Annotated in this window: 12 protein-coding genes; 10 read left to right on the forward strand and 2 right to left on the reverse strand. The window is 40.2% G+C overall.

Annotation, left to right across the window (positions count from 1 at the left end):
- The first annotated feature begins 251 nt into the window (after positions 1 to 251).
- Both B2O97_RS02010 and B2O97_RS02015 read left to right on the forward strand, forming a co-directional pair.
- Positions 252 to 3,497, forward strand: coding sequence for a SusC/RagA family TonB-linked outer membrane protein (locus B2O97_RS02010; RefSeq protein ID WP_286766853.1), 3,246 nt, complete (start codon positions 252 to 254; stop codon positions 3,495 to 3,497).
- 23 nt (positions 3,498 to 3,520) lie between these two features.
- On the forward strand, positions 3,521 to 5,290 hold the full coding sequence (locus B2O97_RS02015; protein WP_286766854.1) for a RagB/SusD family nutrient uptake outer membrane protein: 1,770 nt from the start codon (positions 3,521 to 3,523) through the stop codon (positions 5,288 to 5,290).
- Between the two features lie 110 nt (positions 5,291 to 5,400).
- On the opposite strand, the gene B2O97_RS02020 is transcribed toward B2O97_RS02015, so the two are convergent.
- The gene (locus tag B2O97_RS02020) at positions 5,401 to 6,330 is read right to left on the reverse strand and encodes a metallophosphoesterase (protein ID WP_286766855.1); all 930 of its coding nucleotides are present in this window, start codon (positions 6,328 to 6,330) and stop codon (positions 5,401 to 5,403) included.
- Positions 6,331 to 6,698: 368 nt separating this feature from the next.
- Between B2O97_RS02020 and B2O97_RS02025 the strand changes: the two genes are divergently transcribed.
- The 8 genes from B2O97_RS02025 (at position 6,699) to B2O97_RS02060 (ending at position 13,275) form a co-directional block, all read left to right on the forward strand.
- Positions 6,699 to 6,953 carry a hypothetical protein gene (locus B2O97_RS02025; protein WP_286766856.1) on the forward strand — a complete coding sequence of 85 codons (255 nt, stop codon included), beginning with the start codon at positions 6,699 to 6,701 and terminating at the stop codon, positions 6,951 to 6,953.
- Between the two features lie 19 nt (positions 6,954 to 6,972).
- Complete coding sequence (locus tag B2O97_RS02030) at positions 6,973 to 7,563, forward strand: YdeI/OmpD-associated family protein (RefSeq protein WP_286766857.1); 591 nt, start codon at positions 6,973 to 6,975, stop codon at positions 7,561 to 7,563.
- Positions 7,564 to 8,104: 541 nt separating this feature from the next.
- A complete protein-coding gene (locus B2O97_RS02035) occupies positions 8,105 to 8,368 on the forward strand; it encodes a two-component regulator propeller domain-containing protein (protein WP_286766858.1) in 264 nt (87 codons plus the stop codon).
- A gap of 68 nt (positions 8,369 to 8,436) precedes the next feature.
- Positions 8,437 to 10,068 carry a ligand-binding sensor domain-containing protein gene (locus tag B2O97_RS02040; protein WP_286766859.1) on the forward strand — a complete coding sequence of 544 codons (1,632 nt, stop codon included), beginning with the start codon at positions 8,437 to 8,439 and terminating at the stop codon, positions 10,066 to 10,068.
- Positions 10,046 to 10,597, forward strand: a complete 552-nt coding sequence (locus B2O97_RS02045; RefSeq protein ID WP_286766860.1) for a hypothetical protein — start codon at positions 10,046 to 10,048, stop codon at positions 10,595 to 10,597. Before B2O97_RS02040 ends, B2O97_RS02045 begins: the two co-directional genes overlap by 23 nt.
- Before the next feature lie 12 nt (positions 10,598 to 10,609).
- Positions 10,610 to 11,740, forward strand: coding sequence for a RagB/SusD family nutrient uptake outer membrane protein (locus B2O97_RS02050; RefSeq protein WP_286766861.1), 1,131 nt, complete (start codon positions 10,610 to 10,612; stop codon positions 11,738 to 11,740).
- On the forward strand, positions 11,697 to 11,963 hold the full coding sequence (locus tag B2O97_RS02055) for a hypothetical protein (protein ID WP_286766862.1): 267 nt from the start codon (positions 11,697 to 11,699) through the stop codon (positions 11,961 to 11,963). Before B2O97_RS02050 ends, B2O97_RS02055 begins: the two co-directional genes overlap by 44 nt.
- Positions 11,964 to 12,519: 556 nt before the next feature.
- On the forward strand, positions 12,520 to 13,275 hold the full coding sequence (locus B2O97_RS02060) for a copper resistance protein NlpE (protein ID WP_145327425.1): 756 nt from the start codon (positions 12,520 to 12,522) through the stop codon (positions 13,273 to 13,275).
- Here B2O97_RS02060 and B2O97_RS25185 read toward each other — a convergent pair.
- Positions 13,187 to 13,693, reverse strand: a complete 507-nt coding sequence (locus B2O97_RS25185) for a type II CAAX prenyl endopeptidase Rce1 family protein (protein ID WP_083663570.1) — start codon at positions 13,691 to 13,693, stop codon at positions 13,187 to 13,189. The genes B2O97_RS02060 and B2O97_RS25185 overlap by 89 nt on opposite strands.
- Between the last annotated feature and the right edge of the window lie 220 nt (positions 13,694 to 13,913).

Below are 13,913 nucleotides of genomic sequence, written 5' to 3' on the forward strand. Positions count from 1 at the left end.
GTTTTTAGGTGTCCTACCTGAAGATCGGGACTGCTGTGTCCGGCATTTCCATTCCCTGTTTTAAGCATGTAACGTTTCTGTGAATTTTGGATTAAAAAATCATATTAGTTTCGTTAATAAGATTTTGTTTTTTAAATTTAATAGACAATCTAATCCACTTTTGCTGTTTTTTATAAAAAGAAAGACATGCAAAGTCAATAAACCAAAGTTGAACCCTACGGTTCTTTATTATTTTAAACCAATTTGTAATTATGATGAGAAATTTTTTTCTTCATGGAAAGGCGAGACCCATTAGCCTTTTGGGGCTCTGCCTGCTGTTTAGTCAGCCTGATTCTTACGCGCTGAATCTGGATCCGATCAATGCTATTGTCGATCAGGATCAGGTTACAGGGATCATCAAAGATGAGAAAGGTCAGGTATTAGCCGGTGCTACCATCACCGTCAAAGGAACATCCGTTCAAACGTCCTCCAATCAACAAGGTGTTTTTTCTATTCGCGCAAAGCGCGGTGATGTTTTGGTCGTGAACTACCAAGGGTTTACAAAACAGGAGGTGGCCGTTTCCGCAGGTAATGTGAACGTGGTCATGGTATCGAGTGATCAAGCACTTGAAGAAGTCGTGATCATTGGCTATGGTAAGCAGCGGAAAGGGAATATTACCGGTTCGGTCGCTACCGTCAATGCAGAACAGTTAAAAAACATCCCCAGTTCAAATCTTTCCAATTCACTCGCCGGTAGAGCTGCAGGTGTCAATGTCACCAATACTTCGGGGATGGCCGGAGCATCGTCGAGCTTGCGTATACGGGGGAGTTTTGCCGAGCCACTCTATGTAATTGATGGCGTGGTTCGCGATAAAGCTGCATTCGATGTGCTTGAAGCGAACGAGGTTGACCAAATGACCTTCTTAAAAGATGCTGCAACAGCCGCAGTGTATGGCACCCGGGCCGGTAATGGCGTAGTGGTGGTAACGACAAAAAAAGGAACGGCGCAAGCCCCTGTTTTTAATGTACAAAGTAATTATACTTTCAATACGCCAACACAGGAGCTCCTTGCTAATTTAACGACTGCGCAAGATGAACTCACTTATCAAAACCGGGTCGCCGAATTTCGTGGTCTTTCTATCCCCAATGGACAAAAAGAGTTTGATTATTTCAAGGACAAAAATTACAATGCTAATGACGTTATCTGGCGCAATCCGTTTACACATCGACAATCAATATCGGTTAATGGGGGTGGCGACAAAATTACTTATTATAGCTTGCTGAGCTACCGTAAAGAAAATGGATCTTATAAATCTTTGGATCATGAGAAATTTAATCTAAGGAGCAATATTTCCGCACAGATTACCGAAGATTTTAGCATGGATTTTAATATTTCAGCCAACCAGACGAATTCGAAGCGCTTTTTTTGGCCATTCAGCACATCTTCGAACGATGATGATTTTGATGTATCCGATTTCTACCGTGTTACATTCAACTGGCCAAAGATGTATCCGTTTTACCTGAATGCAGACGGAACACCGAGCAATACACCTACGGCTTATCCTGTACAGACGCCTATGGGAAGCTGGCAGGCGTGGAATGTGATCGATCAGGTCATCGGGGATCGCTATATAGACCGTAAAGTGCGGCAGGTCAATCCTATTATGACCCTAAACTTGAAGCTGGATAAATTGGTACAGGGCCTTTCGACAAAAGTTGTCGGAAGTTACATTGCTCAAGACTATATGCGCAAGCGTTATATGAGTTTTCAAAAGAACTATACCTTTACTTCTTTAAACCCGAATGACAACCGCTTTATACCAGCTCCGCCATCAGAAGCGAATATTAATATTTTTACTTTTAGTCAGAGCCAGCCTTTCATGGATTACAGCCCACAACGATTGTGGGAATATCAGGTAAACTGGTTTTTAAACTATAACCGCAAGTTTGGTAAACATTCCGTCGACGGAACATTGGTTTATGAACAGTCCAAAAAAGGAGGGACTTATGTCACTTCACGGGCAGAAAATCCAATTACAGCCCTAGATCAAATGTTTATTTATCCTACAGATCGCAACTTTAGGTCGACAACGGCCAATGAAACGATCGATTCGAGACGTGGTATCATCGGGCGTGCCAACTACAATTATGCGGATAAATATATTGCGGAGTTTTCTTTTCGTTATGATGGTTCACCATTATTTCCGACGGATAAGCGCTGGGGATTTTTTCCTTCAGTATCAGCAGCCTGGCGTGTATCGGACGAAAACTTCTTTACGGATATAAAAAATACGATATCGGATTTGAAGTTCAGAGCTTCTTATGGTACAACGGGTAACGATTTGGATGTCAATGCCAATCGAATCGGGCAATTTGGTTATTTAGAAAAGTATACCACCTCGGGCGGCTATATGTTTGGTGACCGCTATTATAATGGTATTGCATATGGTGCAACCCCAACACAAAATCTAACCTGGACAACTTCTAAGAGTGTCAACTTGGGTTTAGATTTTGGATTTGTTAATAATAAGCTGACCGGTAGCCTTGATCTGTTTTCACGCAAGGAAACCAATATTCTTGGTCCAAGATCGCTGAAGGTTCCTGACAATTACGGTCGTGCACTTGCTCCTGAAAACTATGCGGCGAGAAGTTATAAAGGCGGCGAGATTTCTTTTAATTGGAATGACAAGGTTGGTGAAGTGGCTTATGGTCTCAATGCCAATCTGGGGTATGCCAAAGACCGTTGGGACATCATTGACGAAGAACCTTCTTATGCATCGGGCCAACCGCAGAACTTTCGCTCCAGAATTGGACGACCTGAGAATAGAATAATCGGCTTAGAATCCCTTGGTTTGGTTAGGACACAGGCTGAAGCTGATGCGTTGAAAGCAAAAGGATTTAAGACCTACGGAAGGGATCCTTTTCCTGGGATGATCTTATATAAAGACATTCAGGGGGCGAACTATTCAGGTGGCCCGGATGGGAAAATTGATGATAACGATTTGCAGTTATTGTCGGACAATAATTCTCCGCGCATCAATTATGGGTTTGGATTCAATTCGAGCTGGAAGGGCTTTTATGTCTCGGCTTTATTTCAGGGAGTTCTTGCTTACGATCGCATGATCAGTAATCAAGAAGGCGGTGGAATGCGCCAGCACGGCGATACTTTCCGTCCATATTATCCAATTTGGGCTTCCGATGTCTGGACACCGGATAATACCGACGCCAAATATCCGCGACCAACAGGATACTCTGGCTGGGCCGAATCCGGTGCAGCCCCATCGTCATTCTGGATAAGAAATGGAGCCTATTTGCGCTTACGTGACATTAATGTTTCTTATCGATTGCCGAAAAGCATGACAGAGAAATTGCGTGTGAAAGATGTCAATCTGTTTTTTAATGGGACCAATTTGTTTGTTTTTTCGCCAATGAAAGAGTTTCATGATCCCGAACAAAAGCTGTATGATTCTTATCCAGTCATGAAAACCTTTACGTTTGGACTTGATGTTAAATTTTAAAATGAAAAAAAGATGAAAAAAATATGAAAAAAATATATTATCCTTTAATTGCATTGGCCTTGTGCATGTCCTCCTGTAAAAATGTATTGGACATTGAGGACCTCAATTCGCTGGATGAGGCTAAGGTATGGGCTGATCCAAATCTAGTGAACGGCTATCTTGCCAATTTATATCCACTATTTGGTAACTGGAATTCTGGTGCGGACGGAAATTCGGAACAACTAATCGGCATCGCTTTTCCATTGGATGCGGTTACCGTCAACAATGGTTCTTACAAATCATGGGATTATACAACCATCCGGAAAATCAATACGGCCATACAGAAAGTCAATGAAAGTACTTCATTAAAAGACGACTTTAAAAAAACGGTGATTGGCCAAGCGTTGTTTATGCGTGCCTTTATGTATTTTAACATGGTCAGGATCCACGGCGGTGTTCCTTATATTACTGTACCGCAAGACCTAAAAAATGATGATCTTAATGTGCCCCGCAATTCGACAAAAGAATGTTTTGAGCTGATCGTTAAAGATCTGGATCAGGCTATTTCACAATTGCCAAAAACAATTGCAAAAGGAACGGCAGATTATGGGAAAATTGATGGTGATTTTGCAGCCGCTTTTAAAGCAAAGGTATTGTTATATAAGGCTTCTCCACAGTTTAACCCTTCCAATCCCTATGGAAATGCCTATTGGCAGGAGGCCAATACCGCAAATAAATTAGCTTATGATCAGCTGAAGGCGGATGGCTATAGTTTGACTTCAGATTATTCCAATATTGCGCTGGTAGAAAAGGGTCCAGAGGTTGTTTTTGCTGTGATTAATACCTATCCAAATAAAGTTGCCAATTGGGATAATGGTGTACGTCCGGGATCCGAAAGTAGAGGGCCGGCAGGTTCTGTTCCATCCTGGGAATTTGTAAAAGCTTTTCCAATGAAAGATGGAAAGTTATATTCCGATCAAACGGGTAAATACCATAAAACAGAAGATCAATTTTTACAATCCTATTGGGAAAACCGCGATCCGCGTTTTGACAAGTCTATTGTGTGGAATGCCAAAATCTATGAAGTTTCCGGCAAGACCGGCAAAAGACAATACACTTCTGTCGGTATTGCTCCGGCTTTAGATGACTTTGGCATTAACCCGAAGGCAAAAACTCCGTCGTCTAATTTGGATCGATATAGCGGGTTTTTTATCTTAAAAAATTCCAAACTGTCATTAAAGCAAACCGAAGTGGAAACTCAGTATGATGTCGACTTTGTGTTGATGCGCTATGCCGAGGTCCTATTGAATTATGCTGAGACGGCAAATGAAACAGGAGATTTTGCGACAGCCTTAGACCTGGTTACACAGATTAGGAAAAGAGCGGGAATCGAGCCGGGCGCAGACAATAAATATGGCATAACAGCAACCACGAAGGAACAAATGCGTGAAGCTATTTTGGCAGAGCGTAATATTGAGTTCTGTTTTGAGGGACATCGTTTTTGGGATTTAAGAAGGTTACGTAAGCTCAATATACTGAACAATACAACCAAACATGGAGTTGAAGCGATAGCAATAAATTCAAATGGAACCGAGATGAATCTGGATGATGCCAATGCATTGGCCAAAACATACACATTGAAAGAAAATCAGTTCAAATATAGCGTCTTGCAGGTGCCAAGCACAGGAAATAAAGTGAATTTGGTACCCGATACCTATTATTTCTTTCCAGTCGCGCAGTCGGTCATTGACAAGAACCCAAATATCAAGCAGAATAAAGATTGGGGCGGTACATTTAATCCAACCATGGAATAGCATTTTTGTCTAAACCCATTCAATAAAAAACACCCGCAACAGCTAAAGCCGTTGCGGGTGTTTTATTTAAATCTTATTTATGGTGAGTTTATTAATCACCCGATTGAGCCCTATTTGGATGATAATTTAAAAACTCTTGAACTGAGTCTACCTCGGCCTTTGATTTTGATTTCTTTCGGATAGAGTTCCAAAAGTCCATAGGCGTTGCTGGTAGCTGTTTCGATCATACCTTCCATGGTTACAAAAGGAATATTATTTGCCATTACATAATTGCCTTTATGATGATGACCAGAAAGTACCAGCTTAACTTCGGAGAATTGGTATAGTATATCAAGAACCTCCCGGTTATTGAGTGTTTCATAGCCGTTTTCTGGCAATAAAGGATGATGTGTCAATACAATCACATGCGCTTTGTTTTTCCGCGCTTGGGCAAGTTCGTTTTGTAACCATTTGAGTTGTTTACGGTCAACCCCGCCATTCCAGGGTTGCGTATTTTTCCTTCCGCTTGTCTGTAGGCTATCCACCAGGGTTTTCCATTCATGTTGATCTGCTGAATTTGGCGTTGTGGCATATTTACTGAGCGCATTCGTATTTAAGAAAACAAATCGCCATTTTCCTTTTGTAAATGCGTAGTATTTAGCTGGCATCCCAAAAGTAGTGTGCAAAAGATCTGGTTTAGATACGTTGACATAGTCGTGGTTTCCAAGTAGACAATAAGTCGTTTTTTTTAAGGGGGAGAGATGTTCTAACAGTACTGGAAGATCTTTTGGACCTTCGTCGACAAGATCGCCAAGAATCAAGGAAAAATCGACCTTATTGCGATTGAAGAAGTCTACAGCGGTATCGACCTTCATTAATGAATTGTGGTAGAAACGGCTACCGTGGTCTGCTTTGTCTGCGTATTGCATATCGGCCATGATACCGATACGGAGGACCGGTGGGTTGGATTGTGCCATGCTGAATAAGCTGGGTAAAGAGCAGATGACGAATATGGAAAGAAACTTCCATTCCCGTTTGATTTTTAAGCCAATCTGTTTCATTTTTTAGCGTTTTAAAATATTTTGCTATAAGAATATATTAGTCCGTATTCCGGTAATGTTGCTTTACGGTCTGTTTAGTCTATTTTTTTGAACCGCCGTTCTGGGTAATTGATTATAATGTTATCACGAGTATACTGAGAATAAATTAGAGATTCAAGTAAATTGAATACACAAACGTTTGTGTAAATTGATGGATCACTAACGAATTATAAATGATTGCCAACACATATAAACTATCGATTTTTTAGCTATTGTAATACTGTAAATTGGCGATTGTGATGTTTAACGAATAAAAGGTTTTAACTTTTGTGTTGATTATAATTTTTTAAGGGCTTATTATTTGAAACGAAGAGCAAAAATAAATACGTATGATAAAGAAAATCCTGATTAGCTTGACTTTAATTACCATTATTGGCTGTTGCTGGTTTTTTTTTACGCTATTCGACGCTATCGACTTGGCGCCTACGAAAAATAATCATTTGGCAAGTGAGGAAAAATGGAAAATAGAGCAGCGGGCTGATATTGTCAATAGGACAAGCTGGTCGTTGTTCTGCAAAACATGGATGACTAGTATTCAAAAAAAACGTATTTTCACAATAGACAAATTTTATCCATACCAGTAAGGACTAAAAAACGATATCAATGATCAAACAGAATTCGGCAGAGAGAGCCATTATTTACCTGAATACAAAAGAAGAATGGCGATTTTGGCTTGAGAACAATCATCACATAGCACAATCAATTTGGGTGATCTGTAATACTAAAAAATCAAATTTACCGGTGGTCAACTGGACTGAACTTGTGGATGAAGCATTGTGTTTTGGCTGGATTGATAGCACACGGAGACCGATTGATGCCTATTCATTCATGCAGTTATTTAGCCGAAGAAAACCCAATAGTACCTGGTCTAAAATTAACAAAGAAAAAGTTAAAAAACTAATCGATGCGAATCTGATGACTCCAGCGGGGCATGAGGTTATAAAAATAGCACAAGAAAATGGTTCTTGGTCAATTTTGGACAGTGTGGAAGAATTAATTATTCCCCAGGATTTGGATGAAGCATTTCAACATTACGCTGGTTCAAAAGATTATTTTCTTGGATTGAGTAAATCCGTCAAAAAAATGATGTTGCAATGGATTGTTCTTGCCAAAAGACCAGATACCCGCAAAAAACGCATTGATGAGATCGTGGCAAGGGCGGCTGAAAAAGACAGGCCTAAGCAATTTCAGTAAGTTTCCAGTATTTTGAACTGCTATTTCGAGTGGTAAATAAAGAATTTTTAGTCAGATCTAAACATCTGGTTTTACCAATTCTATTGCCTGATAGGGCTGTTTAGTTAGTACTATTTTCATGGCTATTTAATAGCAATCTTTTGGAAGCGCTTCATTGTAAAACTGATCTTCAATTTTTCCTACAAAACGTATTAATTAATTTATACCAGTTCTACTATTAGTAGCGGTTTAACAGGGGGATAACAGGGGGTTAACAGGGGTATAACAGGGGTAAACCCTTGTTAACCCCTAGCTATATCCCTGTAAAAATGGTACTATTCCGATTTAACTTACGAACATGATCGCAATGTGGTAACATGGTTAGGGGATAAAGAATAGTTGTCTCAATAATGCCATTTTTTATATTGGGAATATGATAAGCGGTGATAGTGCGTGTTATATAATGATGAAACGATCAAAAGACTATGTTAAAGCTTATATGAATAGCAACTTGATTTGCTGTATTTGCTCAATTTTTGTATCATTGGGGAGATGATAACCAATGCAGCAGCTTAAGTCTTTTTTATACGCGTATCTCCAACTCTTTCTTTTCCTTTTCTTAGGGCAATCTTCAGTTTGGAGCCAGGTCAATACGTATGCGTTTAAAACCTTAACTTCTGATCAGGGCCTGGTCCATAATCATGTCAATTGCGCACTCCGGGATAAGTACAATTACCTTTGGTTTGGTACCGAATCTGGCCTGAGCCGATTTGATGGGCGCAATTCACAAATTTTCGCTATTCTGCCAATAAACGAACCGGGCTGAGTGGAAATTCGATTTCCGCAATCTTTGAGGGACCAGAAGGCAATGTATGGATTCGTACCAGCAACCGGATGAATGTGTATGATCAGCGCTCAGGTATTATCATCCAGCAGCTTGATTCCATACTGACCCGCTTAAAGTTGCCCGTCAAAGACGTACATACGATAAGACAGCTGGAAGGGCAGATCTTTGCACTATTGTATAGCGATCGTTCGCTGATCTTGTACGATAGCCTAAAGAAAACCTATCGTACTGTACCGCCGTTGACCAAAAACAACCGAATCGCCGATGTGATAGCTGGGCAAGACCACACGATCTGGGTAATCTACGAAAATGGCCTGCTGGGCCATATTGATACGAAATCACTTCAAAGTACCAAAACCAGCTTATTGCCGATCAGCAATAAGCTGGTAAATTATAATCTATTTGCCGATCAGGATGGGGCGATATGGATCTTCTCAAAGGATATTCCAATCGGTGTATACTGGTTTGACCCGAAAGATGGATCAATTCAACATCTCCAAAAAGAACTATCCAATCCTTTTGTAGGCAATATCGTGCAAGATGATAAAGGGCATCTCTGGCTAGGAACTGACCATGGTGGGATCAATGTTTATGATAAAAAAACAAAAAGTGTACAAATCATCGGTAACGATAAATATGATTTACGAAGCCTACCTTACAATAGCATAACGGCTTTATATCGGGATAAGTCAGGTATTATCTGGACGGGAACATACAAAGGCGGCATCAGTTATTATCATCCCAACTTGTTATTATTCTCCTTAGTCAAGAACTATCCTGGACTTCCCAAATCACTTCCCTTTGACGACGTCAATAAGTTTGTACAGGATCGAAAGGGTAATCTCTGGATTGGGACAAATGGTGGGGGATTGCTCTATTATGATCTCAGTCAGAAAACCTTTACGCAATACCTGCATGATCCTCAGGATCCCAATAGTTTGAGCAGCAACGTGATTGTTTCCTTATTGCTGGATGCGGAAGACAGGCTGTGGATAGGAACTTATCGAGGTGGTATGTGTCGATTTGACGGCAAAAGTTTTAAGGTTTTCCACCGTGACTCGGCCCCCGGGAAATTGAATGATGATAGTGTATGGGAGATCTATGAAGATAGTCAACATCGGCTATGGATAGGAAAGCTAAGTACCGGCCTGTACCTGTTTGATAAAAAAACAGCACAGTTTTCGAAAACATATACACGGCAGGGCCAAACCATCAACAGCAATTATATCTCTGTTTTATTTGAGGATTCAAAAAAACGTCTCTGGATCGGCACAGCTACAGGATTGGCATTGTTGGCCCCCGACGAGAAGATTACTTATATCAATACATCCAGTTCGCCTATGAAACTCATGAATGATCTAATTTATGATATCAAAGAGGACAAAGCCGGTCGTATTTGGGTAGCGACACAAGAGGGACTGCATGTAATAGATGGTACCAAAATAAGCTATCTTACACAGCAAGATGGGCTTAGCGACGATGCAATCCTGGCACTCTTGGTCGATGATCAAGGTGATGTTTGGGCTTCCACAAACAAAGGCCTGTCGGCGATTGTCGGTACAGGACAGGCAGAGAAGTTTATCATCCGCAATTTTAAGCAGGAATTGGAAAACAGCCGGAAAAGGTATCCTTCAAGCGGATGTAAAACCGGGCGATGTGAAATATGTAGATCAGAATAACGATGGTATTATCAATGCCTCGGATAAGACAAATTTGGGCGTGGGCATGCCTAATTTTACCTATGGATTTAATATTGGACTGGATTATAAAGGATTTGATTTCTCGGTGAATGCCTATGGTTCCCTTGGAAACAAAATTGTACAGTCTTACCGCAATCATGCCAATAAACAAGCAAACTATACTACACGAATATTAGACCGATGGACCGGGGAAGGTACTTCCAGTACGATCCCCCGTGTTACGGAAACTAATGTCAATTGGCAGTTTTCAGACCTTTATATTCAGGATGGAGACTTTCTTCGGATCAGCAATGTGACCTTAGGTTATGATCTGTCGAAACTGATCAAATGGAAGTATGCTAATCAGATCCGCTTCTACGTACAAGGTCAAAACCTGTTTACGTTCACCAAATATGATGGGATGGATCCCGAGATCGGCTATGGAACAGATGGTTGGGTATCGGGTATCGACCTCGGTTACTATCCAAGACCAAGGACTGTATTATTTGGCCTAAATGTTAAATTCTAAACACAAGAAATCATGAAAAAAACGAGCTATATCTATCATTCCATGTTATTTGGATCCTTAATCTTAGGATCATGTTCATCCAGTTTTTTGGATGTCGAACCGATGACAAGCGTTTTGGAAAGCAATTTTTATAAAACCGTAGCCGATGCCGACATGGCTCTGGTCGGCTGCTATGATGGTTATCAACGGACGACCTCCAATGGGAGCCAGTCTTTCTATCTGACAGCAGAGGTGGCTGCCGACAATTGTTTTGGCGGAACAGGTACAACAGACGGTCGCTCATTTCAGGCAATAGACCGTTTTGATATTGCGCAGTCCCAATCGGACAATAATATCTTTGATGGTACCTGGTCTGATTACTACGCGGGAATTTTTCGCTGCAATACACTTTTGGAAAAATTGGACGGCACTGATTTTTCAGGCAACACTACAGCGCGGGCACGTATCGAAGGGGAAACGAAATTCCTGCGGGCCACCATGTACTTTGATCTCGTCCGTCTATTCGAAAACATCCCTTTGCTAACGAGCCCGACCAATGAGAATATTCCACAGTCGGACCCCAAAGCGATTTATCAACTGATTGTTTCAGACCTTAAATTTGCGGCTGCCAATATCCCAGCAACAGCTTACCCCAAGTCAGCTGCGGCAACCAATGATGGTCGGGCAACTCCATTTGCTGCTAAAGCGCTACTGGCCCGTGTTTATCTATTTTATGCAGGCTATTATGGCGGCGAAGATATCGGTGTCTCCAAGGCTGAAGCCCTAGCGGGACTCGAAGAAGTTATCAGCAGCGGCCAGTTTGCGCTGGTGGCAGATTTCAAAAATCTGTGGCCGGCAGCGAGTTATATCCCCAATGCAAGCAATAATACGCTAGATATTTCCAAATATGCCGGTGAGGGAAATCCTGAGGTTGTATTTGCACAGAAATTCAACAATACGTCGAACTACAACGGTTATGTTGATGGCAACCGCTGGGTCGTCTTTCTGGGCTTGCGCGGTAAAAATTGGTCGCCTTATGGCCAAGGATGGGGGGCATGTACGGTAAGCAAAAAGTTCTTCAATGAGTTTGACAACATGGATACACGCAAAACTTTCCTTTGTGCATGCCTATATCGTGGACGAGTTTGGTACGATCGTTCCTGATGCAGACGATAAAATCGAATTTGAGGTGAAGGGAGACGGTGCAAAAATTGTGGCGACAGACAATGGCAATACGACGGATCTGACAAGCTTCCAATCAGCTTCTCGCAATGCTTTTCATGGTAAAGCCTTGGCGATTGTCACGAGCAAAAACAAAGGTGAAATACGGGTAAGGGCAAAAGGTGAAGGACTAATTTCGGGGGTTATTCAGCTTGAAGCCAACTAGCTATTGCCCCCGTTCTGCGCCGGATCTGTATGTTGTTTGTTCACTAATAAGAGCAAGGTTTTACCATGGTAGGACCTTGTCTTTTTGTTGTATCGTGCTATCGGCAATTTGTTAAAGACGTTGTTTCTCCATTATTACCGATAAAAGACTGTGGTAAGTACAATATATCCTAAAAAGGAAATAATTTGATAAATGTTCGTGAAGATATTTATATTTGATCAGAAGCCATTATTAGCAAATGATACCTGTATCGCTGACACAACAAGAAAACTTACAAGGTATTATTAAGTATTTTATCATAGGATCTTAATTAAAAATAGCATGAAAGAAAAAGAATTAAGCGAACTATCGGACCAAGAATTATTAAAAAAACGGAAAGATTTGCTGATCTTCAAAAGGTTCTCTGTAATATTAACCGTATTGTGCCTTCCGGTTGTGGTTTATAGTATTGTGAAAAAATAACTTTTCCTGTTTAAGAAGAACAAAGAGTAAATTAGGTGAACATTTTGTGATATATTTGTATTCTATCCCTAACAAAGCAAAGGAAAAATGGATTATGATCAAAGTATTGTTGTCAGCACTTCTTTATTTTTCACTAGTATTCTCCGTATTTGCTCAAAAAGCTTCTAAACCGATCTTCGGTACGTATGGGGAATATTCGACCCGTCTGACTCTAAATCTAGACAGCACATTTGAGCTTATTGAAGCAGATCCTATTTTCCCTTATACATTTGAATCCTATACGAATAGAGGAGATTGGGAAGTAAAGGGAGATACAGTAATTTTAAATCCACACCTGGAAAAAAGATTACCCAGGGTATCGGTACGGGAAAAGTCAGTCCAAAAAGATAACGATTCTATTTCAGTAACGATCAACTATTATTTGGAAACTTATGAGAAAAACGAGATGAGCAGTAGAACTCCGTTTTACTTCGAATTACTTTCCATATATATTAACAAAAAGAAAAATTATCGAAATATTGTCCATGTTCCGCAATATAGACATTGCATGTTTTCTTCCAGACTAAGAAAACAAATCGTTATTGATTCAACGAAAACATTTAATTTTCCGAGACAGGACGTTTACAAGTTAGGTGTATATTCGTACGGCTTTGAAAAAGCTATCGAAATTAAAGTCAATAATACCCAGGCCAACCATTACGAGATCACTGTTATACAACCCGTGGACAAAGAGCGGATGCCTAGGAGCAAGAAGGTTATTATCAAAAGGAGGCAAGCCTACTACTATGAATGGAATGGAAAGATCTCCAGTGGAATTTTCTCTTTGTCTCCTTTGGAGCGTTTAAATTAGTCTGTAAGAATAAATGTAAGTAACCAGTAAGGTTGTCAAAATCACTCCCGTGCTTTAATTTATCCATTTTAGGTACATAAAAACCACTAAATGCATTATTGTAATTGAATCTATAACTAGAGAAGTTATTTAAAGTATATTTGACCGATAAAAGGAAGTTATATAGTATATGCAGTAAGCAACTGTAAATAAATCCATATGGAGCTCTAGCATATTCTAGGATCCAACCCCTTGAAAAATAGAAAGCCAATAAAAATGGGATTAATAATAGGTTTTCAAAAGTCATATTGTAGCGCTTATAGTGAAGTATTGCAAAGATTATCGCAGACAAAATGAATATTCTACGTTGATTATATGTCCAAAATTTATTTAATGCATCCTGATTTTTAGAGTATGCGATACCGTAATAAAAATTAATATCGAAAAAAGTGAATCTTCAATAGTTGTTTTTTATAATCATAGCACTACGGCAAGTCCAGTCCATGTAGCTGTGAGAAATTCTAATGGACAGTATAGCTGGAAAGTAGGTGGGTTTAATTTTGAAGAAAACCAGGACTATTCAGTTTTATTTGAGCGGTAATACATTTTAAAGATAAACATTAATAATAAAAAAAATGAGGCTGTCTCAAAAAGGCAGT

Origin of the sequence: Sphingobacterium sp. UBA865, from assembly GCF_002295765.1 — a bacterium.
In the GTDB taxonomy this organism is placed as follows: Bacteria; Bacteroidota; Bacteroidia; order Sphingobacteriales; family Sphingobacteriaceae; genus Sphingobacterium; species Sphingobacterium multivorum.